The 21391-nt window shown below is 70.1% G+C and carries 21 protein-coding genes; 6 read left to right on the plus strand and 15 right to left on the minus strand.

Features of this window, described 5'->3' with window-relative positions:
* A partial coding sequence (locus WH07_RS19715; protein ID WP_046501623.1) for a M14 family zinc carboxypeptidase occupies positions 1 to 2522 on the plus strand: 2522 nt, incomplete at its 5' end.
* 182 nt (positions 2523 to 2704) lie between these two features.
* Here the strand turns inward: WH07_RS19715 and WH07_RS19720 are convergent.
* Positions 2705 to 3133 (minus strand): organic hydroperoxide resistance protein, encoded by a 429-nt coding sequence (locus WH07_RS19720; protein ID WP_046501572.1) that lies wholly within the window; start codon positions 3131 to 3133, stop codon positions 2705 to 2707.
* A gap of 177 nt (positions 3134 to 3310) precedes the next feature.
* On the opposite strand from WH07_RS19720, the gene WH07_RS19725 reads away from it, so the two are divergent.
* Positions 3311 to 3748, plus strand: coding sequence for a MarR family winged helix-turn-helix transcriptional regulator (locus WH07_RS19725; protein WP_046501624.1), 438 nt, complete (start codon positions 3311 to 3313; stop codon positions 3746 to 3748).
* Between the two features lie 94 nt (positions 3749 to 3842).
* Here WH07_RS19725 and WH07_RS39855 read toward each other — a convergent pair whose 3' ends face one another.
* The gene (locus tag WH07_RS39855) at positions 3843 to 4715 is read right to left on the minus strand and encodes an SCO2400 family protein (protein ID WP_157877387.1); all 873 of its coding nucleotides are present in this window, start codon (positions 4713 to 4715) and stop codon (positions 3843 to 3845) included.
* A gap of 308 nt (positions 4716 to 5023) precedes the next feature.
* Between WH07_RS39855 and WH07_RS19740 the strand changes: the two genes are divergently transcribed.
* From WH07_RS19740 to WH07_RS19750, 3 genes are all read left to right on the plus strand, one after another.
* Positions 5024 to 5635: a hypothetical protein gene (locus tag WH07_RS19740; protein ID WP_046501579.1), complete on the plus strand. Its 612-nt coding sequence runs from the start codon at positions 5024 to 5026 to the stop codon at positions 5633 to 5635.
* Between the two features lie 173 nt (positions 5636 to 5808).
* Complete coding sequence (locus WH07_RS19745; protein WP_046501582.1) at positions 5809 to 6852, plus strand: rod shape-determining protein; 1044 nt, start codon at positions 5809 to 5811, stop codon at positions 6850 to 6852.
* A 709-nt stretch (positions 6853 to 7561) separates the two neighbouring features.
* A complete protein-coding gene (locus tag WH07_RS19750; RefSeq protein WP_046501585.1) occupies positions 7562 to 9136 on the plus strand; it encodes a GAF domain-containing sensor histidine kinase in 1575 nt (524 codons plus the stop codon).
* 99 nt (positions 9137 to 9235) lie between these two features.
* On the opposite strand, the gene WH07_RS19755 is transcribed toward WH07_RS19750, so the two are convergent.
* The 7 genes from WH07_RS19755 to WH07_RS19790 form a co-directional block, all read right to left on the minus strand.
* On the minus strand, positions 9236 to 10060 hold the full coding sequence (locus WH07_RS19755) for an ATP-grasp domain-containing protein (RefSeq protein WP_046501586.1): 825 nt from the start codon (positions 10058 to 10060) through the stop codon (positions 9236 to 9238).
* 51 nt (positions 10061 to 10111) lie between these two features.
* On the minus strand, positions 10112 to 11524 hold the full coding sequence (locus WH07_RS19760; RefSeq protein WP_079023372.1) for a tannase/feruloyl esterase family alpha/beta hydrolase: 1413 nt from the start codon (positions 11522 to 11524) through the stop codon (positions 10112 to 10114).
* Positions 11525 to 11692: 168 nt separating this feature from the next.
* On the minus strand, positions 11693 to 12310 hold the full coding sequence (locus WH07_RS19765) for a hypothetical protein (RefSeq protein WP_046501588.1): 618 nt from the start codon (positions 12308 to 12310) through the stop codon (positions 11693 to 11695).
* A gap of 175 nt (positions 12311 to 12485) precedes the next feature.
* Positions 12486 to 15176, minus strand: coding sequence for an NACHT domain-containing protein (locus tag WH07_RS19770; RefSeq protein ID WP_046501590.1), 2691 nt, complete (start codon positions 15174 to 15176; stop codon positions 12486 to 12488).
* Between the two features lie 190 nt (positions 15177 to 15366).
* Complete coding sequence (locus WH07_RS19775; RefSeq protein ID WP_046501593.1) at positions 15367 to 15597, minus strand: hypothetical protein; 231 nt, start codon at positions 15595 to 15597, stop codon at positions 15367 to 15369.
* A 52-nt stretch (positions 15598 to 15649) separates the two neighbouring features.
* Entirely contained in the window at positions 15650 to 16099 is a 450-nt protein-coding gene (locus tag WH07_RS19780; protein ID WP_046501595.1) for a DUF6010 family protein, read from the minus strand.
* Between the two features lie 997 nt (positions 16100 to 17096).
* On the minus strand, positions 17097 to 17453 hold the full coding sequence (locus WH07_RS19790; protein WP_046501599.1) for a DUF6415 family natural product biosynthesis protein: 357 nt from the start codon (positions 17451 to 17453) through the stop codon (positions 17097 to 17099).
* 17 nt (positions 17454 to 17470) lie between these two features.
* Here WH07_RS19790 and WH07_RS39860 point away from each other — a divergent pair, with 17 nt between their 5' ends.
* On the plus strand, positions 17471 to 17626 hold the full coding sequence (locus tag WH07_RS39860) for a hypothetical protein (RefSeq protein WP_157877388.1): 156 nt from the start codon (positions 17471 to 17473) through the stop codon (positions 17624 to 17626).
* 138 nt (positions 17627 to 17764) lie between these two features.
* Here WH07_RS39860 and WH07_RS19800 read toward each other — a convergent pair whose 3' ends face one another.
* From WH07_RS19800 to WH07_RS19825, 6 genes are all read right to left on the minus strand, one after another.
* Positions 17765 to 19012, minus strand: a complete 1248-nt coding sequence (locus tag WH07_RS19800) for a helix-turn-helix domain-containing protein (RefSeq protein WP_046501603.1) — start codon at positions 19010 to 19012, stop codon at positions 17765 to 17767.
* Positions 19013 to 19129: 117 nt separating this feature from the next.
* On the minus strand, positions 19130 to 19390 hold the full coding sequence (locus tag WH07_RS19805) for a hypothetical protein (protein WP_232788978.1): 261 nt from the start codon (positions 19388 to 19390) through the stop codon (positions 19130 to 19132).
* Complete coding sequence (locus WH07_RS19810) at positions 19387 to 19608, minus strand: hypothetical protein (RefSeq protein ID WP_046501606.1); 222 nt, start codon at positions 19606 to 19608, stop codon at positions 19387 to 19389. Before WH07_RS19810 ends, WH07_RS19805 begins: the two co-directional genes overlap by 4 nt.
* A gap of 91 nt (positions 19609 to 19699) precedes the next feature.
* Positions 19700 to 20587, minus strand: coding sequence for a peptidoglycan-binding protein (locus WH07_RS19815; RefSeq protein ID WP_046501608.1), 888 nt, complete (start codon positions 20585 to 20587; stop codon positions 19700 to 19702).
* A gap of 1 nt (position 20588) precedes the next feature.
* Positions 20589 to 20822, minus strand: a complete 234-nt coding sequence (locus WH07_RS19820; RefSeq protein WP_046501610.1) for a hypothetical protein — start codon at positions 20820 to 20822, stop codon at positions 20589 to 20591.
* Positions 20823 to 20884: 62 nt separating this feature from the next.
* Positions 20885 to 21385, minus strand: coding sequence for a hypothetical protein (locus WH07_RS19825; protein ID WP_046501612.1), 501 nt, complete (start codon positions 21383 to 21385; stop codon positions 20885 to 20887).
* Positions 21386 to 21391 lie beyond the last annotated feature (6 nt).

The following is a 21391-nucleotide window of genomic DNA, read 5'->3' on the forward strand; positions in this document are numbered from 1 at the left end:
CGCCCCGCTCCCCGCCACCGCCACAGCCCGGGCACCCCGCCCCCTGGCCGCACCCCGTGCGGGAGAAGGAAGCCCCGGTCTCCGGCGCGGCCCTGAGCGCGCTCGCCCCGCTCGCTCCTCTTTCGACTCTCTCCGGTCCTGGCGCCCCCACGCCGCACAAGAACGGCGGCTACCCCCGCCGTACCGTCCTCACCGCACCCCCCGAGAACCCGGCCGACAAGGCGATCAAGCTCGGCCTCACCCCGTACCACTCGCTCGCACCCCGCCTCAACGCCCTTCAGAAGCTGGGCAATCGCGTCAGCGTGGAGGTGACGGGCCGCTCCGCGGGCGGACACGAGCTGTATCTCGTCACCGTCACCGCCCCCGAAAGCGCGCACGAGGCCCGCGAGCAGGACCGGATGCGCGAGCTGATCGAGAGCTCCCCCGCGTCCGCCGCCAAGGACCGCCGGATCAAGTCGTCGTACAAGACCCCGGTCTTCATCAACAACAACATCCACGGCAACGAGTGGGAGGGCACCGACGCCGCCCTCAAGCTCATCGAGGAGCTGGCGAAGGCGAAGGACGCCAGGACCGGCGATCTGCTCGCCAGGAACCGGATCTATCTCAATGTGACCGCGAATCCGGACGGCCGGATCGCGGGCACCCGCGCCAACGGCAACAGCTTCGATCTGAACCGGGACTTCATCACCGGCTCGCAGCCCGAGACGCGCGCGATGCGGCAGATCGCCATCGACAAGCAGCCGGCCGTGATGCTCGATCTGCACGGCTATGTCAACGGCACGCTGATCGAGCCGACGACTCCGCCGCACGGCGAGAACTACGAGTACGACCTGTTCCTGAAGAACACCTACGCCAACGCCCTCGGCATGGAGAAGGCGGTGAACGACCTCGGCTACACACCCGAGAAGGACGGTGTCGAGCCGCCCGTCATCCCCTTCCGCGACCAGCAGGAGGGCTGGGACGACTGGCCGCCGATCTTCACTCCGCAGTACATGGCGTTCCAGGGCGCGGTGGCCTCGCACACCGTGGAGATCCCCATGCGCGTCAACAACGCGTCGTACGACTCACTCCCGGTCGAGGAACTGCGCCGCCGGTCCGCGATCAACACCGATGTCGCGGGCGCGGCGATGCGCGCGACCCTCACCTACACCTACGAGCACCGCACATCGCTGATCGCCGATCAGATCGAGACCTTCCGGCGGGGCGCGGCCGGCGAGGCACAGCGGCCGGTCTCCGAGGAGACCGTGCCGGGAGTGCCGGGCATCGGTCCTGAGGACGTGTATACGACGACCTTCCCGCGGGCCTATGTGATCCCCGCGGGCGAGGGCCAGCGCTCCGCGACCGCGGCGGCCCGGCTGGTGGACCACCTCATCGCGAATGACGTACGGGTGGAGCGGGCGGTCGCCGGCTTCCGGCTGGCGGGGCGTTCGTATCCGGCGGGTTCGTATGTCGTCGACATGCACCAGTCCAAGCGCGGGATCGCCAATGTGATCCTGTCCGAGGGCCGTGACATCAGCGCGGATGTCTCCACCATGTACGACATCTCGGGGTGGAGCCTTGGGCTGCTGTGGGGCGCGAGCGTCGACAAGGTGGCGACGGTGAGCGGCGGGCTGCCCCTGCCCGGTCGTACGGTCGATTCCGCTGCGCCCACCGGGTCGGTGGCGGGCGGCAGCCGGGGCCATGGCGATCTGCTGCTGCGCCTGGACGACCCGAAGGAGCTGGCCGCCCTCAACTCCCTGCTGGCGCAAGGAGTGAGCGTACGGCGGGCCGCCGACGGTTCCGCGATCGTGCCCTCGTCGGCGCGCCGCCAGGCCGTCGTCCTTGCCGACCGGTACGGCGTCGTCTTCGCGGCGACGAAGGAGAAGGGGACCGGCGCGCTGCACCGTACGCGGGTCGCGGCGGCGGTGACGCCCGGGGAGCTGGCCGGTCTGGGCGAGATGGGCTTCGATGTGGTGCCGGTGTCGACCGCGGTGCTGAACGCGGGCTTCGACTGGTCGGCGGCCGATGCGCTGTATGTCTCCTCCGGCCTCCAGTACAGCGGGCTCAACCCGGCCGCGCGCGAGGCGCTGAACGGATTCCTCGCCGGGGGCGGCCGAGTGGTCGGCCTCGGTTCGGCCGGCGCCACCTTCAACACGGCGGCGGGCCTGCTCGCGGCCAGGGCGGTGGCGGGCAGCGGCGATGCCAACGGGGTGGTACGGGTGACCAACGCGGGCGGCCCGGTCACCGGCGGCGCGCTACCGCACACCTTCGTCTACTCGCCGCGCTGGTTCACCGACCTGGGGCCGGGGGTGCGGGCCGACCAGTCGTACGGCGGCGGCAACCCGCTGGTCTCGGGCCACTGGCGGGCGAACGGCAGCGGCACGGGCGGTCCCACGGACGCGGCGGGCAAGGCCTCGATCGTGAGCGGAACGTCCGCGCAGGGCGCGCCGGTTGTGCTGTTCGGTACCGAACCGCTCTTCCGTGACCACCCGAAGGGCGTGTTCGCGCAGGTGGGCCGGGCGCTGCTGGCTTCGGCGGCGTAAGGCCGAAGGCCGTCGGGCTCCTGGCCGGAGCCCTGCTACTCAGAGCCCGAGGGCCGGGCCCCAAGTGGGGTCCGGCCCTCGGTCGTTCAGGTGCGGAAGTCGTTCGGGCGGTGCGGTACGCGCTGTTGTTCAGGGTGCCGCTGTGCGGCTGTGCCGTCAGGGAGCCGCGGTGCGGCTGTGGGTCAGGCGACCGACAGCTCGACCTTGATGTTGCCGCGGGTCGCGTTGGAGTACGGGCACACCTGGTGCGCCTGCTCCAGCAGGTCCTTGGCGGTGACCTCGTCCACATTCGGGATGGACGCCGTCAGCTCGACCGCGAGGCCGAAACCGCCGGCCTCGGTCTTGCCGAAGCTGACCTTGGCCGTCACCGTGGAGCCGGAGATGTCGGCCTTCGCCTTGCGCGCGACCACACCGAGCGCGCCCTGGAAGCAGGCGCTGTAACCGGCGGCGAAGAGCTGCTCGGGGTTGGTCCCGGCGCCACTGCCACCCAGCTCCTTGGGCGGGTTGACGACGACGTCGAGCTTGCCGTCATCGCTGGAGACGCGGCCGTCACGGCCGTTCTCAGCGGTGGCGACGGCGGTGTAGAGGACATCGATCTCTTGGATGCTCATGCGCTGCGTTCCTCCTGTTGTACGCCGCGGCTCGCGCCCACGGACCACGACGGCCTGAGACGAGCCTATCGGCTCAGAGTAACGATCATTTTTCCGATGCCCAAAATACTTCAGTAACTGAAACAACGATGATGCTGAATATTTCATGCTGTCAAGCAAATGGTTATGCTCGTGACCATGGCCACTACACGCGCGGACCCACTGACCCTCGACGTCATCGAGCTGATCGGTGCGGCCGTGGCCCGCTACTACGAGGAGTACGACCGGGCCGCGGCCGAGCACTCCCTCACCGGCGCGCAGGCGCGCGTACTGGCGCTCCTTTCCCTGGAGCCGATGCCCATGCGCCGGATCGCGCAGAAGCTCAAGTGCGAGCCGTCCAATGTCACCGGCATCGTGGACCGGCTCGAAGCACGTGAACTGGTGGAACGCCGCCCGGATCCGGCCGACCGGCGGGTCAAGCTGGCTGCCGTCACCGAGCGGGGGCGGGTGACCGGTGCGCTGCTGCGGGACTCACTGGGGGTCTTCGCGCGGGAGCCGCTCGCCGGGCTGTCGGAGGAGGAACGGCGGGTGCTGAGGGACCTGCTGAGGCGGATGCTGGGCGAGGGCGCGGCGTAGCAGGCGTACCGCTCGCGGGCATACCTCTCGCGGGTGTGCCTCGGGTGCCGAGGTCAGAACTCGGGTGCCGGGGCCACAAACGGGGGTGCCGGGGTCACAGGCAGATGAAGAACCAGCAGCTGTCGGTCGGTTCCGGGTCCGGCTCGGGCGGTGGCGGCGGGGCCGGTGTCGTCGTCGGACTGCCCGACGTGGGGCTCCCGGTGGGCTGCGAAGGGCCGGGCGACCCGGGTGCGGAACCGCCGGGGCCGGGTGAGCCCGACTCGGAGGGGGCCGGACTGTCCTCCCCCGACTCGTCCTGCGACTCCGCGGGCGGCGCGGATGCCTCGGCGTCGCCGGGCTCCCCCGTACCCGCCGCACCACCGGTGCCACTGGCACCCGGGCTCGCGGAGCCGCCCGTACCACCCGTACCGGACTCCTCGGACGGCGCGGGCCCGGGATCGGAGGGGTCCGCGGGCCGTTCCGTGTCGTCGGGGCCGCCGTCGAAGTCGACCGGCTTCTCCTCCTTCACGGCGGTGGCCCGGTCCGAATCCGACGACTCCATGGCCAGCTCGGCCAGGCTCAGCGTGGCGAGCGCCAGCACCACGCCCAAGGCGGCTATCAGCACCCTGCGTCCGCGCTTGCTGCGCGCCCGGCGCGGTTTGGTACGTGGACGGGACGCGGCCTTGCGGCGGCGCGAGGACGTGCGGCGCCGGGACGGTTCCGGCGGCTCGGGATGGCGGCCGGTCAGGACCAGCTCATCCTCCGGTGCGTCCCCGTCCCCGTACTCTCCGTGATCTTCTTCGCCCCCGGCGCCCTGTCCCGGGCGGCGGCTGTGGTGCGGCCCGGGAGGTGGGGGTGCTTGGCGCCCCAGCACCTCGGCGGGGGTTCCGCATCCGGCGCACGCCAGTGCTCCGTTGAGGTGCCGTCGGCACTGGTCGCAGTAGTCCATGGCGCCCCGCAGATTATGCGGGGCAGGGGCGACGCGCATAGACGAGCCTGTGAGGGTCTTGTGTGAACTGCCCATTCCCAGGCGTGTCGCGCCAGGAATCCATCTCGCGGCCACTCGCGGACCGGCACCCGGGGTCCGCCTATGCCGGTCCATGCCGCCCCATGTCGGACTGTGTCCGCGCGACATGCCTGGCCCCGGTCCGCACGGACGCCCCGACCGGGCCGCACAGGCGCCTCGGCCCGGACCGCACACGTGTCTCGGGCCGGGTCCTCGCGGCTCGCTCGGACCCGGTCCGGGCCTGCGCCGTTCCCCTCCGCGCACGCACCAGCATGTGCGCACCCGGCAGGATGGCCCGTATGACGTCCAACGCCTCCAGTGCCTCAGGCGCCCCGTTCGGCCCGCTCGACTTCCAGCTCGTCCTGCTGCGCCGCATGGCCGACCATCAGCCGGAACTCGTCGACGACGCCCGGAAGGAACTGGGCGTCTCCCTCGCCGGAATGCGCGAGGCGAACCGCCGCTGGCAGGCGATGGTGCGCTCGCCCCGCGCCCGGGGAGCGCTGTCCCGCTACCGTTCCGTCCTCGGCGAACCGGAACTGACCTTCCGTCGGACCGTCGGTGATCTGGAGTGCGACGCCCTGCTCTGGCCCGTACCGCTCTGGCCCGGCCTGCGGTTCGAGGTGATGGTGGCGCCGGGCGGGGCGGTCTGGAACGAGTGGCTGGTACGGGCACCGGGGGAGCCCGGCCCGGAACTCCGCACCGGCGAGGATCTGCGCCCGTGGTCCTGCACGGTCGACGAGGTCGCGCGGGCGTTTCCGCCGGCCCGGCCGATGCAGGGCACCGCCCCGACCCGGATGCGGCTGGCGTTCACTCTCCCGGGTGGCGGTCCCGGCGTGGCGGATTTCACCTGGGGGCTGTTGCAGAGCTGGTACGCGGAGCGGAACGGCCCGTACGGCGCCTGAGGACCGACCGGCGGCGGAGGGGTCCGGCACACCGCTGAGGCGCTCCGGAAGGGCGTCAACTACGTACGGCCGAGCGGCGCAGCCCAGCGCGCGCGGCGGGGGCCGTCGCCGCACGATGCGAACAGGGCCGGCGGCCGCCGGTGACCCCATCAGCGCTCTCGGGAGACCCTGCCGTGACCGTCAGTCTTGAGCAGTTGCGACGTTGCCATATCGCCGTCGACCTGGGGGCCGCCAGGACCCGGGTCTTTGTCAAAGGGGCGGGGCTCGTGGTCGACGAACCGAGCGTCGCCGCCATGAACACCCGTACGGGCGCGCTCATCGCGGTGGGCGCGCTCGCCGAACAGATGACGGGCCGTACCCCGGATTACATCAAGGTCGTCCGGCCGGTCTCGGGCGGGACGGTCGTCGATATCGAGATGGCGCAGCGGATGCTCCGTCATCTCCTCGGCGACAAGCTCCGCCGTCAGTTGCGCCGCAAGCCGCGGCTGCGCGCCGCCGCGTCCACCCCGCACGACAGCGACCCGCTCGCCCAGCGCGCCGCGGTGGAGACGCTGGTCGGCCTGGGTGCGCGCCGGGTCGAACTGGTCGACACACTGATCGCCGCCGCTGTCGGCTGCGGACTGCCGGTGGAACAGCCCACCGCGACCATGATCATGGTGTGCGGCGCGGCGACCACACAGGTCGCGGTGCTCTCGCTGGGGGCGATCGTCACGGCGCAGCGGATCCCGGTCGGCGGCAACGCGATCGACCACGCGGTGATCCAGCATCTGCGGCACCAGCACGAGCTGCTGCTGCCCAGCCAGTCCGTACGCCCGCTGCAAGTGGCGCTCAGCGACAACGGCCTCACCTCGTACGGTCCCAGCACCACCGAGATCCACGGCCGCGACGTGGCGACCGGCGTCGCCCGCTCGGTGCTGGTGGACACCGCGGCGGTACGGGACGCGATCTACTCCCCGCTGACGGCCGTGCTCGACGGCATCGGCAAGGTGCTCAGGGACTGCCCGCCCGATCTGGTGGCCGACCTCGCGGACGGCGGGATCACGATGGTCGGCGGCAGCGCGCTGATGCCGGGCCTCGACGAGATGCTCCGCAACGCCACGGGCATGCCGGTGGCGATCGCGGAACGCCCCGACATCTGCGCGGTACTCGGCCTCGGTGCCATGCTGGAGGGAAAGATCCAGCCAATGGTCCTGAACCCGCTCCCGGTGATCCGCTGACCGATCACGCCCGCGGGCCCGCGGCCGACGGCGTACGGGCAGGCGAGGCACTGCGATGACGAAAGAGAGCCGCGAAGGGGCCAGGGGGGAGGCCCGGGGGCCCGGCGGGACGGGCGGAACGGGCCGGACGGGCGCGGAAGCGGAAGCCGCGAGGCCGACGGCCGGGCTCGATCCAGCTCCGGCTCCAGGGCCTGCGGCCGAAAGCCGGGCGTCCGGGGGCCGGAGACCGGCGGCTCGAAGGCCCGGAAACGGCGCGGCCAAGGCCTCAGGGCACATGGCCCCCGAAACCGGGAAGAAGAAGCCAGGGCCCGAGGGCATAAGCCCGACGGCCGCAGGCCAGGGCCCAGGACCTGAAATCCGAGGCCCAGAGGCCGACAACGCGGCCCCAACGGCCGGGACGGACCCGGGCGAGCGCACCGGCGATACGGGATCGGCGACCCAGGCCACAAACCAAGCGGCCCAAACCGCCAGCCCGACGGCCGGAGGCCGAGGCCCGGCGCCCGAAACCCCAGGCCAGGCGCCCGGAGCCCGGGGCCCAGCGCCCGACAACGCGGGTTCCGGTACCGACGACGCGGGCCCCGGAAGCGCGAAGGGCCCCGCCACGGACCCCGCGGGGTTCCCAACGGACCCCGCCGGCGACCCCGCCACGGACCCCGCCGGGAACCCCGTCGACACCGGCCCCGCGGTCCGGGACGAGCGGGCCAGGCCCGTGTCCGGGGACGGCACCCCCATCGACGACATCGCCGCCGAGCCCCTGCTGCCCGCTCTGCTGGAGGCCGTCCTCGGGATCGGGACCGAGCTCGAGCTGCGGCCCGCCCTTCAGCACATCGTCGACACCGCCACCGAACTCATCGGCGCCCGCTACGGCGCCCTCGGCGTCGTCGACCCCGAGCGCGGCCGACTCACCGAGCTGTTCACCGCCGGGCTCGGCGACAGCGACCGCAAGCGCATCGGACGCCTCCCCGAAGGCCGCGGCGGCCTCCTCGGCGCGCTCATCAAGGACGCGCGGCCGATCAGGCTGGACGATCTGACCGCCGACCCCCGGTTCTCCGGCAAGCTCCCCGGCCACCCCCGGATGCGCTCCTTCCTCGGCGTTCCCGTCCAGGTCGACACCGTCGTCCTGGGCAGCCTCTATCTCGCCGAGAAGCGGAGCGGCCCCTTCACCGAGCAGGACCAGGAACTGCTCGGCGTACTCGCCTCGCAGGCCGGTATCGCGATCGGCAACGCCCGCCTGTACGGATCGACGCGCCGTCGCGAGCGCTGGATCAAGGGCGCCGCCGCCGTCACCACAGCACTCCTGCGCGGCGAGAACGCGGCCGACGCGCTCATGACCGTCGCCGAGGCCGCCCGCCTCCTCGCCGACGCCCACGCCGGAGTCGTGCTCCAGCCCACCGACGAGGGCGGGATGGAGATCGTCGCCGCGTCCACCGTCGGCGACCCGGCCGGCATCGTCGGTACGGTCATCGAGCCCGGCTCCCCCGTGCTCGTCCAACTCCTCGGCGGCGAGCCCGTCTTCATCGAGGACTCGTCGACCGACCCCCGGATGACCACCCATGTACGGTCCCGCTTCGGCCCGAGCATGATGCTGCCGCTCCAGAGCGGCGGCAAGCTGATCGGCACCCTCGCCCTGCCGCGCCGGCACGGCGGCCGCCCGTACAGCGCGGTGGACCGGCTGCTGGCCACCCAGTTCGCCTCGCAGGCCGCGCTCGCGCTCGTACTGGCGGACCACCAGCACAACCGCGAGCGGCTCGCGGTGTACGAGGACCGCGACCGGATCGCCCGCGATCTGCACGATCTTGTCGTCCAGCGCCTCTTCGCGACCGAAATGATGCTGGAGTCGACCAGACGACGTGCGGCCACCACCGACCTGGACGAACTGCTCGGCCGCGCCGTCGATGAACTGGACTCCACCATCCAGGAGGTACGGACCACCATCTTCGCGCTCCAGCAGCCGCCCGCCGACGCGCCGACGAGCGTACGGGGCAAGGTGCTGCGCGAGACGGACGGCGCGGCGGTCCTGCTGGGCTTCAGGCCGTCCGTCCACTTCACGGGCCCGGTGGACACACTCGTCGGCGAACCGGTCGGCCGCCGGCTCCTGGCCCAGTTGCGCGGCGCCCTCGCCGCCGCCCACCGCCGGGAGGGCGTGACGGCGATCGAGGTGCAGGTCGACGCGACGGCGGAGCTGCCGGACGGACGGACGGGCGTACGGCTGACCGTCAGGGACGACGGCCTGCGCGAGGACGGCGCCCGGGACACCACCCTGACCTGGGAGTCCCCCCGCTGAAACCCGCGATGCTCAACGCTCACACGTGCTCACACGTCGAGCGCCGCGCGGACGCGGACCGTCGCACGCGCGTCCGTCACTCCCCCACCCCGGCCTTCCTCACCCCAGCACATCCCGCAGCGACGCCGTCATCCGTACCGCGAACGCCTCCCGCGTCCCCTCGTCCACCAGGTCCAGCGACAGATACGGATTGAGGTCCTCCAGCTCCACGAGCAGCAGTTCCCCGTCCGGCGCGCGGCAGGCGTCCACGCGCTGTATCCCGTGTTCCAGCGTGTTCCAGTCGATGAACCGGCGCGCGAACTCCAGATCCGCGGCCCCCGGCTCGTACCGTTCCAGCTCCCACCGCCGCCCGGGATCCGGCGCGTACAGCGCGTACTGGAAATCCCGGTCGACGAAATAGAACGAGACCTCGTAGCGGAACGGTATCCGCGGCTGCACCAGCACCTCGCCGAGGACGAGGTCCGCCAGCCGCTCCCCCGGCACGAACTCCATCCCGATCGAGTCCGCGCCCGCCCGTGGCTTCACGACGTACATCTCCGCCTCCGGCAGCAGCCCGAGGTCCTCGGCGCGCTCGACGGTCGGTATGACCGGGTATCCGGCGGCGCTCAGCTCCGCCAGATACCGCTTGCCCGTCATGTCGGCCCGTCCGGTGAGCGGGTTGTAGACCCGGGTCCCGGCCGCGCGCGCCTGCTCACGGAAGGCGTCGTAGGCCTCCTGGTAGTGCAGCACCGGCCCGCTGTTGCGCACCACGACCGCGTCGAAGGACCCCATCAGCCGCGCCGCGTCGAGCGGATGGCACAGCGCGACGTCGAAGTCGCGGCGCAGCCGGGCGGAGAGCCGGATGTCCTCGTCGCAGTACCTGCGCCCCTTGGCCTCGTAGCCGAGATCGGTGACATAGAGAAGCCGGTGCGACAGCGCGGACACGGTGCTCCTGACAGGAATCGAAAGGACGTCGGCCCCGACGGGGGACCCGGCTCAGAGTACGCAGGAGTTGACCACGTCCCCGGAGGCGGGCCTGGGTACGGTACGGCTCGACGGCGGCGCCGCCCCGCGCTCGACCCACTGGGTCAGCGCCGTGAACGCGCTGCGGTAGCACGGCAGGATCGGACGCAGCCGGTCCGGATAGCTGTCGTACAGCCCGTCGACATGCGTCCCGCCCTCGACCGTGTAGTAGCGGTGCAGTCCGGCCCGGTGCCGGTCCTTGACCATGCGCGTGTAGACGTCCGAGTCGGTGGCGATCGGCAGCAGTGTGTCGAGCGAGCCCTGGAGCGTGATCATCGGCTTGCCGATCCTGCCGGTCAGCGCTACGCGTTCGACGGCCCGGTGCACGGAGCGCGGCCGGGAGGCGTAGTCGTACGAAGCGTCCGAAGCGCAGGGCGCGAGGATCTCCGCGGTCGTCGAACCGGCCGAGGCACCGGGGCAGTTGGTGTCGTACGTGGGGTCGAACTCGGCCCGGTAGACCTTCTGTGTCAGCCCCCAGTAGGCGGTCTGGTGGTACGGCCAGAGGAACTCGCTGCCCCGCGCGAAGCCGGCCTCGTACATCTCGTCGGCCCCCGCCTGCCCCGCCTGGTACGCGATCGTGGTCGGCAGGTAGGTGAGGAGATTGGGGCCGCCCCCGGTCCAGAGCACGCCCTCCCAGTCCACTCCGCCGTCGTACAGCTCGGGATGGTTCTCGAGCTGCCAGCGGGTCAGATAGCCGCCGTTGGACGTCCCGGTCATATACGTACGGCGCGGGGCGTGCCCGTACGCGCGCTGAACGGCCTTGCGGGCGGCGCGTGTCAGCTCGGTGGTACGGCGGTTCCACTCGACGACCGCGTCCCCGGGCCGGGTGCCGTCGGTGTAGAAGTCGGGGCCGGTGTTTCCCTTGTCGGTCGAGGCGAAGGCGTACCCCTGGGCCAGCACCCAGTCGGAGATCAGCGGGTCAAGCGAGTACTGCTTACGGGTGCCGGGCGCGCCGGTCACCACGAGCCCGCCGTTCCAGCGGTCGGGCAGCCGGATCACGAACTGCGCGTCGTGCTTCCAGCCATGGGTGGCGTTCAGCCGCGAGGAGTCGGGGAAGTAGCCGTCGATCTGGACACCGGGCACGCCGGTGGGGTTCTTGGTGCCCTGCGCGAAGAGCGGCGACCAGTCGGTGGAGTCGGTGTACGGCGTACCGGCGAGGGCCGTGCTGGTCAGATCCGGCAGACAGGCCGTGGTCTGGAACTCGGCCCCGGGCACCACCACCCGCTCGCGCCCACCGCACGGCGCCCCTTCCTTCCCCGATGCCGCGGCCTTCTCCGATGCCGCGGACACGGACGCGGATCCCGGCGGCGCGGCCCCGGCCCCGGTCGCCGTGACCATCGCCAGCACCATGGCGGCCACCACGGTGACACCTGTTCTCACCCGCATGAATCCCCTCCGATTGGCTCGACCCGTACGCTCCATCACTGCCATGGCGCACATCGTCAGCGCCGCTCAGGGGTCAGACCATGTGGACGGCCCATAGTTCCGAGCCACAGAACATGGCGTCGCCCCCCACCCCTGGCCCCGGCGGCCCAGGGGTGGGGGGCGACCGGATCAGAGACGGCCGGCGACCGTACGGGCCAGGTCTTCCAGAGGCTTGCGGGTCTCCTCCGGGGGCACCGAGCGTACGAGCCGTATGGAGAACCACTGCTCGGACGTGCGGAAGAAGACCGAGCCGTCCTCCAGATACGCCTCCTCGCCGATGCCGGAGAGCGGGCTCAGGTCATGGCCGATGCCGCGTTCGGCGTCGAGGTAGTTCCGCGCGGTGTCCGCGATGAAGACCTCCACCTGGGCCGAAGGGCCGGAGGCCAGGCCGGTGTAGGTGCACGTCTCGGCAAGCGGCTTGGCGGGGTTGAGCTTCGAGTCGGCCAGCGTCTCGGCCTCCGCCTGCGTGACGATCGCGCAGGGATCGCCGATGTCCACCGGGCTCGGCGAAGGGCTCTCAGCCGGGCTCGCCGCGGGTTCCTCCGGCGGCTGCTCCGCCGGCACCGTCGGGCTGCTCGCGGAATCGCTCGCGGTCGGAGCCGGGTCGGGCTCGTCGTCGAGCGCCTGGCATCCCTGGAGCGCGAGGACCGCGACCAGGGCCAGGGGCGCCATGGCCACCGCCCGCAGCGGGCGGGTGCGTCTGACGGTGTGTCTACCGGAGCGGGTGCGAGTACGGGTGCGCGTCATCGGATCAGTCCCCTTGGGCAGCGTGGTGAAGAAGCATGGTGAGGCTCCTTGAAAGCCTCTCCGGTGCGGGCGAAGACAGGGACGCCGCCAACCCACGGAATGGTTTCGGCCAGACAGCCGGAGTCAGGTTCCCGGATTCAGGTTCGTCACGCGGTGGAACCGCCCCGAACGCCCGTCAGACGGCGCTCAGCCGCTCATGCACGACCGTCATGGACGGCGGCAGCAGATCGGTACCGGTGGTGACAGTCTCCTCCGGCAGCCGGACCGTCCGCAGGGAGACCACCTGCGCCAGCGTGCTGACGTCGATATGGGGATGCAGGGTCTCGATGGTGAGTGAGCGCAGGTTGGGGAAGCTGTGCAGCCACCGCCAGGTGCGCCCCATGTCCGCCTCCACCCACAGATGTGTGAGCCGGTCCGTCCGGCACGTGTTGACGAAGTCGGCGGTCGTGAACTCGCCGGAGATCTTGATACGGGACCGCCCGCCGAAGCTGTACAGCGCCCGCAGCTCCCTCATGTTCGACACCGGGAAGTAGAGCTGCTCCTCCGCGAGATGGGCGACGACCTCCTGTCCGTACGTATCGGTGTCGAACCGGTTCCAGGCGCGCACCAGTTCGTTCCGTACCCGCAGATCCGGGTGGCCGCGGTACTGCGCGAGCACGGTGATGGCTGCGTCGGTCGCGATACGCGTGGCGGCCAGCACGGTGAAGTACGCCTCGTGGACCAGCGACTGACGCTCGGCCCGGGACTGTTCGCTCAGCGGCAGCACCTCCGGGGACGCCGGTTCCCGCGGCCCCGGCAGCAGATCGAGTACGACCGGACCCACCTCGGTCAGCGCACGCGCCTGGTCCGCCGAGCGCGGCGGGATCAGCGCCGCGGCCCGCTGCTGCACCTCCGCCCGTACCGCCGGATCCAGTTCCGTCGCGTGTTCCAGACAGGCGGCGGCCAGCAGATGGAGCCGGTTCATCCCGTGGGGCGAGGCGTCGTCACGCCGGATCAGACCGGTGAGCAGCCGGGTCCGCTCGGTCGGCCGCGCGTGGGCCACGGCCATCCTGATGACGTCCTCCCACTGGTCGAGATGGGCGTTCGTGATCAGAAAGTCGAAGTCGAGTCCCTCCACCGCCGCCTTGGCCCCGAGATAGTCCTGAAAGGTCCGGTGGATGAAGTCCATGGAATCCGCGCTCGGTTCACGCAACAGCCCGCTGCGGATGAGCAGATGCCGGTAGATTTCCTCGGCCGTCCCCTGTTCGGCGACTTTCGGCATGGTCGGCAGCGCCTGCCTCAGAAGTTCGACCGCGTCGGTGCGGTCCATCTCCGAACGGCCGTTACGAATCATCCAGTAGGCGAGTTTCTGGATGAGCTGGATATGGTGCGCCTCGCTGATGTGAACGGAGCCGGACTTGTAGACCCCGCGCTCCCGGTCTCGCCGGAAGAGCAGCATGGAAAGCGCCGCGTCATAGATCTCCTTGCGGCCCTCGGGGAGATAGCCGCGGCGGTCCTGATGGAGCGCGCAGATCAGTCCGCACATCAGCGGATTGGTGGCGAGCCTGCCCAGATCCTGTTTGGCGCGGACGGCACGCAGGAGTTCATTGGCGTACTGGTCACTGATTCCGGCCGCCTTGTGCCATCTCTTGATGAACTCGGCGACATTGTCGCGGCTCATGGGCGCGAGATCCAGCTCGGCGAAATCGTCGCTCACCAGCCAGTGTTCCCGTACCGCCGCGGGCCGGGACGTGACGAGCCAGCGGTTGCCGGGATAGGTGCCGATGAGTTCCTGGAGCCAGCGGCGGGCGTCACTGCGGTCGTCCTCCGGGATCTCGTCGATCCCGTCGATCAGGATGAGCCCGCGGCCGGACCGCAGCACCCGGTCGAACCAGCCCGGAGGCTGGAGACCGGCGATGGGACAGTCCACCGCGGACAGGAACTCGTCGGGCGCCGGCAGCGTCGCCCCGCCCCTGGTCAGCGTGCGCAGCGGAAGCACGAACGGCACAAGTCCGTAGAGATACAGCAGGTGTTCGTCGAGGGACTTCTGTGCCGTGGAGACGGCCAGCCACTGGACGAGGGTGGTCTTGCCCGAGCCGGCGACCCCGCGCAGCAGTACGCGGTTGCGGCCGGCCAGCACATGGTCGGCCGAGAGCAGCGCGGGAACGGCGTTCGTGGCGTCGCCCGCCGCGTCCAGGCTGAGATACGCGGTGTCGAGCCGCCAGGACTCCGGCGACCCGGACAGATCGAGGCCGAAAATGCTGAGCCTGCCGTGCTTGGCGGCGATGTAGCGGGCGTACCGGTCCTCGAAGGGCCCGTCCGCGGGGGACGGCGCACGGGCGATCAAGGAGTCGATCTTCAGGGTCAGTTCCTCGATACTGCGGCTCTGTTCCAGCAGAGTGCGGGGCACGAAGGTCGACCGCTGGGTGAAGAAATTCAGAATGTGCAGACAAGCGGTGTTCATCACGCTCGCGTGCAGGGTGACCGCGTCGCTCGACAGTCCGAGTGTGGCCGTATTGCTCTGGGATCTGAGATGCCGGGAAAGGCCGAGATGGCCGAGTCTCACGGCCTGCACGTCGTCCATGTCGAGCGTTCCCATGACCCGTAAGGAATCGGCCACGGCATTGGCTACGGCCCGCTTCTCGAAATTGGGCAGCAGGTCTTCCACACCGGTCGACTGCGCGGCCCGTCTGACCAGTTCTTCCGAGATCTTGTGCAGGTCCTTGTCCGAGAGCGTGCGTTTCTCGCCCCGGAACGATACGAGTCCGGAGACCCTGATGGGTTTGTCGACCAGTCCGGCACCGGGACCGTCGGTCAGGAACAGTTTCCTGATCAGCGGGCTCACCACGCTCGACGCGAGACGCGCCCCGATGACGGCGGGTTCCATCTGCTCCCCGGGATGTCCGTACGGCACCCTCGGCCGCGTTCGCGTCAGCATAGGACACGGTTCGGGCACCCGATCACAGGATTCACTCAATGCCGTGATTTCTCAGCGGAGTTGAGCGGTGAGGCCCCCGGATATGCCACCGCCCCCGGCGCCGGGCGCAGGGGGCGGTGCATCAGCGGCGGTACGGAGATCAGGCGTCCAGGAAGCCGAACCAGCCGCCGGCCTTGTGCGACGCGGAGCCGGCATGGGTGATACCCGCGGGCCCGCCCAGATTCTCGTAGTAACCCACGCCGCCTTCCTTGTGGAAGCCGCTCGCCGCGACGGTCGCGTCATGACCTTCGCAAGCGAGCGCCGAACCGGCGCCACCCAGCAGGGCGGTGGCGGCGAGGGCGGTGGCGGCGAGCGCGGTACGGATACGCATATGAAACTCCTACGTCAGGTGATGCGAACACCCCATGCGTGCCCCGCCGACCTCATATATCCACTGATTCGCCCCGTTTACCACCCAATCGGCCGAACACCTCGTGCGAGACCCCCCGGAAGCCCTTAATCTCCCCGCCCGCCGCGGGGCCTCCCCAGAGACACCACAGCGCGATGACCGGGTCGCAGATCGCGCAGCCCAGTGACGAGTTGTGGGCGAAGGGGATCAGGGGGCTGCCCTTGAGGTGGTGAACGACGTCCCAGGCGGTGTGCAGCAGCCAGCCGATGCCGACGAAGGTCCACGAGTCCAGACCGCGGTAGGCGACGTATGTCATGAGCGCGGTGAACGCGAACTCCCAGCCGCCCAGACCGCCACCGCTGAGATAGGCGGCACCGGCTCCGGCGACCATGACGGCGTTCAACCGCCGCCGGTGCGGTTCGCGGATGAGAGACATCAGCACCACGTAGAGGACGGCGATGCCGATGGGCATGAGGTACTGCATGCATGAGCTCTTTCCTGGGGCGTGACGGGACGGCCCGCTCACGCTAGGCCGGGCTCCGCTCGCCCCCCAGAGCCATGACCGCCAGGTTCCAACGGGTTCCCGCCGCCGACGGGCCCTCCGGCGTCCCGGGCACAGATCGCCGCATACAAGATCCCCGCGCACAAGGTCCCGCGTTCAAGATCTCCGTACAAGAACAGACCGAGGACCGGAAGCCGCCAATCGGGGGGCGCACGGTCCTCGCGGCCCCCTCGCCCCCGCCGCGACACGCGAGTCACCGCTGACCTACTTGATCTTGGTCTTAGGGTGAAATGAGAGCGGTCACGGTTTACCCGGTGGCCCCCATGGTTACGTTCACGCAGGTCAGATCGTTTTTCCGACAACCCGTGCCGGTGGGGCGGGTGGGACTCGAACCCACGACCGACGGATTATGAGTCCGTGTGTTTTACTCCGGCTACTCTGACACGCTCCGGCTACTCCGGGATGCCTGGCGGTATGCCTGGTTTGCCCACCGGTTCACTCCGGCTACTCCGGGCCGCTCCGGGATCTCCGCTCACGCACCGCTCACGCACGGCCCCCTCCACGGAGGCTGGCTGACCAGGCAGTTCACCCATTCTCCCGCAGGCGCGTGAGCGGCACAACGGGGATCCCGAGAGGCGTGCAGAACGCAGCGGAGCCCCAGTCACACAGGTGACTGGGGCTCCTCACTCCAGCCTCCCGCCGGGGGGACAGGGTAGGGCTGGAGTGGATCAGGGGCGGGCTCGGAAGTCAGGCGGGCCCGCCCACCGCAGGATGTCAGCGGCGGGCGGGAGTCAGTGGGGATGCTGCGACGGCGCCGGACCAAGAGCCGGGCGCGGAGTGCGGGTCGGCCCGTCACCGCCCACGAGATCGGCGTCCGTGAGCGGCGGAGCTTTCCACACCAAGGTCACGCCGTGCTCGGGGCAGTGGGCCCCGGTCTCGTCCTCGAACGGAAAGTCGTGCTGGCCCGTGGCGCAGATCGTCACCGTGCCGACTCCGCTTCAGCAAGCGTTGCGCCGAAGCGCTCCAGTAGCCATTCGCAGTCCACCGTGTGCTGTCTGACCTGCACATGGGCGGCCAGTGCTCCGGCGCAGAGGCTTTCTTCGGCCTCGTTTCCGATCCGGTGGAGGCGCGTGGCGAGGGTGTACCACTCCTGGCTTCCACGCCACACCTGATCGGCGTACGCCTGAGCCGCCGGCAGCAGCAATCCGATGTGCCCCCGGAGGTCAGCGAGGACCGTGGACAGGTCTTCGCGCTTGCTCGGCTCGTTCCCTATCCGGTGCGCGCGCTCAATGGTGATTCGGATGTCTTCGGCCGTGGTGGTCCCGCTCTCTCTCACGGCTGGGTCCTCACAGAGTGAGGCGTGGGGAGGAGCAGCTCGGCCAGGCGGTCGCGGAGCAGCTCGGCCTCGCGCCGCGACAGCACGAGCGGCGCAACCGCCAGGAGACGGTCAATGCTGAGAAGGCGCAGTGGCACGCGTACCTCACCGGTCGTCAGATCGGTGGTCGGTAAGGCGCGCTCCGGCGACGCGTGCGAGATCGCGGCAGACATGAAAGCCCCCTACGGGTCAGGTCCAAACGGACCGTCACCGTAGGGGGCACGGCTGATCAGAAGGGGGACAGATTGTCCCCCCACCCCAATCCGCCCCTCTTACCCGGCGGTAGAGACGCCGACTGCCTCGGCCAGTTGTGCTGTCTCCGCACGCATGGAACGGGGCGCCTGCCTCCACAGATCCGAGGCAACGGTGCGCGCGGACGGGGTGTATGCGAGCGTCTCGATACTGATCTCGCGCGCCTTCTGCATCACGTGCAGAGCCGCCGTCCGGTCCCCCCGCTGCATGTGCCCGCGCGCGACTTCCACCCACAGACGGGCACGCCGCTCCAGCGACGGCATGACATCAGGGTCAAGGTCGTCAGCCACGTTGAGTGCCTGCCGTGAATGCTTCAAGTCCACCTCCACGCTGACCTGGTGGAAGTCCACGTTGGCCCGCCCAAAGACAGTGGACGGATGAACGTACGAGATTGGGAGAGACTTGGCGACCTGGTCGCCCGCGTCCCAGTATCGCCACGCGTCTCCGTCCCGGCCGTCCCTCGCGCTCGTCACCGCGGCGTGGAGTTGGAGTGCCCCGTAGATCCCACGCCAGTCGTCCGGCGCCGTGCTGAGGTGGGGGCGGATCAGGTCGGCGGCCTCCGTGACTACGCGCAGAGCCTCCTCCGGGTATGCGGTCTCCCGCAGGATGTTGCCCATGTTCCACGCTGCCGCAGCGATAGCCGCTGGATGATCGGCCATCTGCGCCGCGGACAGCGCCCGGTCCGCCACCACCCACGCTAGTTCCGCAGGGGCTACGTACGCGGTCGCCTGGCCGGTGAGCCGGTAGACGTCAGAGAGAGCGACATGCGCGGCCCGCCGGTCCTCGCCTTCAAGAGCGCGGGCAGCGCCGTCCGCTTCCCGGATGAGCGAGGGGAGAAGAGCGCTGACCTCAGTGCGCTGATGGCCGGAGGTGTGCCACAGTTGCCATGCCTGATCGATGCGGGCCTGGAGGGCGACGACGGAAACGGGCTGCTGCTGCGGGGCGATCACACGGTTCATTACGGCAGACCAGATGGCCGGCATCCCGGGATGCGTGAGTCGGCCGAGCGGTACGGGCTGCGCGATCTCGGGTGCCCCGCCCGTGATCAACGACAGGTCGGAGAGCTGAAGCGCGGCGGCGAGGCGCATGAGCAGAGTGTGCGAGTCGAGGTCCCGCTGTCCTGACTCGATCTTCTTAAGCCAGTCCGATCCGCGACCGCACAGGCCCGCCAGCACGGTACGCGACATGCCCCGCGATTCGCGTAGGACCTTGATTCGTTCGCCGACGGCCAGGTCTTCGGGGATGCTGAGGTCTCCGGGGATATCCACTGGTGCCCCTTCCTGTCTTCGCGTACGGCCAGAGTACGACCGCCCTGTGATCGATGGGGAGACAGCAGAAAACGCCCCGCCCTCCCGGAGGAGAGCAGGGCGCCTGTACGTGCAGGATCAACGGTAGAGAGCGATCAGGCCGGTAGCGCTGCCGGCCACCCCGGCGAGGACGCCGAGGGTGGGCAGCGGCCAGCGTCCGCGTTCGAGGACACGGAGGCGGGTCTCATGGTCGGCGACGTCCCCGCGGATGTCGGTCGTCTCTCGGAGAACCTCATCGAGCTTGTTCTCGATGCGGTCGACGGATCTGCCCAGCTTCTGTACCTCCCGGTACATCTCCCCGATACCGATGTGGACACCGGGATCGTGCTGCGCGGTCACCGCAGGCCAGTCCTCGGGGTGTGCTTCGCCTTCCACCCGGCCACGAAGGTGACCGCGGTCGGGACGAGCGCGAGGACGAACGGGGACAGCCCGTCCGGCAGGAACTCGACCAGGCGGGCGTTGTCCTGGACTGCGGCGAGGACGGCGAGGAGCCCGGTCGAACCGAGAAACGCCGCAGCGGACGCGACGGTGACCTTCTTCTCTACAGGTGCAGCCATGGTGTTGCTCCGTTCTGCTGAGGGGGCGTCACTTTCGCGATGCCCCGAAAGTGAAAATGCTTGTCGGTTTGCGGACAGCCGCAGGATGAGATCAGACGCTGGGGACGCGGAGCTTGTCCCAGCTCGTCTTGCCGGGGATGCCGTCGGCGTCACTGCCCGAGTAGCCGAGCTTGCGCTGCCAGGCGGCATACGAGTTGCGGTCCGCCTCGGACCAGTCCGGGCTCGGGCCGACCTTGTACCGGCCGCAGCCCTCCGCCACCAGCCGCTTGCCCATCGCCGTGACGATCGCGCTGCGGCGGCCGGCCGCGAAGAAACCGGCACCGGGGAACGGCTCGTACTTCGCCGGGGGCTTCGGTACGGGCGGCTTGGCCGGGGGCTTGGGCTTCCCGGCGGCGAGCCGGACGGCCACCCGCTCGCGCATGGAGTCCATGGTGAAGCCGCGCGGGTCGATCTTGCCCGGCTGCCACTCCTTGTGCCCTATCACCGAGCGGTGGGTCCAGCCGTGCGCCCGGCAGATCGCCGCCGAGGCCTTCTCGATCGCCTCCAACTGGGCAGCCGGCCACGGGTCCGTCCCATTGCCCAGGTTGATGGCCTCGAAGCCGTAGAAATAACGGTTGCCGTCGGTGTTCACCTCGTTGGCAGCCGGCAACGCGCGCTCGTCGACGACGGCCTCGAGGACGTCGTCGTCCCCGGAACCCGCGTGATTGGCCCGGCCGTTGCCGACCAGATAGACCGTCCCGTCCTTGGCGATCACCCCGTGGCACAGCGGACCCGGCAGCGTCGAATGACCGTTGTAGCAGAGGTCGACAGAGGCCCCCGTGCCCTCAGTGACCGTGTGATGGATCATCACCCCGTGCAGCGGCCCCCACGGACCCTTGTGGTTCCGGTTGTGGGTGCGCCAGCTCCGGTGCTCCACCACGGTCAGGCCCTCGTCCTTGAGGGCTTTGAGGAGTTTCTCAGCGGTGAGCGGTGTGGCCATGTCAGCTCTCCGCCCAGATGATGCGCGTCGCGCCGACGTGGCAGTGCACTGCCACGGCATCCGCCAGGGACAGCCACGCCACGGTGCTCGGGTGCTCGCCGCGCCAGCGGATCGCGACGGTACCGTCCGGCCAAACGACGCCGTCGGCCACAGTGCCGGTGCCGGAGACGCCAGTGATGTCGATGTCGCGCTCCAGCGTGAACAGCCGGGGCGGCTGGGAACCTTGCTCAGGCATGTGCCCTCCCAGGGCATAAGGAAAGCCCCGGCCGGTGGCTCGGGGCTCGGGGTGCGGGTGGGTCAGGTGATGGACTGGGCGCCGGCCACCGTGGCGGCGGCGCCGATGTCCTCGATGTGGAGGCTGGCGGGGGTGCCTGCGGAGGCGGCGATCAGGATGTTGTCGCTGCCCCAGTCGCGGAGGAGGGATACCGCGAGGGCGGCCGTGATGTCCGTGCCGGTGGTGTTCGTGGCCACTGTGGAAAGGTCCACGTTGAAGTTCCGGCCGGATGTCGAGGCGAACGCGGGGACGTCCCACCATTCTCTGACCATCGTGCCGGACACGTTGGTTTTGCGGAGGCGGAACCGTCCGCCGTTGTTGGCGGTGCCGTTCGACTGAAGGAGCCCCCGGAAGCTGATCCGGTACGCGCGGCCGGTCCTGAATACCACGCTGCTGCTGGTCAGGAACACGGTCTCCGTCGTGATCGGGTCCGTATTTGCTGTGATGACGGCCCAGTCGACGGTGTGCGGTGTGGTGTCCCGCAGCTTCTGGGCGGTGATCCGGTTTCCTGCGAACCAGGCCATGGGGGG

Source organism: Streptomyces odonnellii, assembly GCF_000981895.1.
GTDB classification, from domain to species: Bacteria; Actinomycetota; Actinomycetes; order Streptomycetales; family Streptomycetaceae; genus Streptomyces; species Streptomyces odonnellii.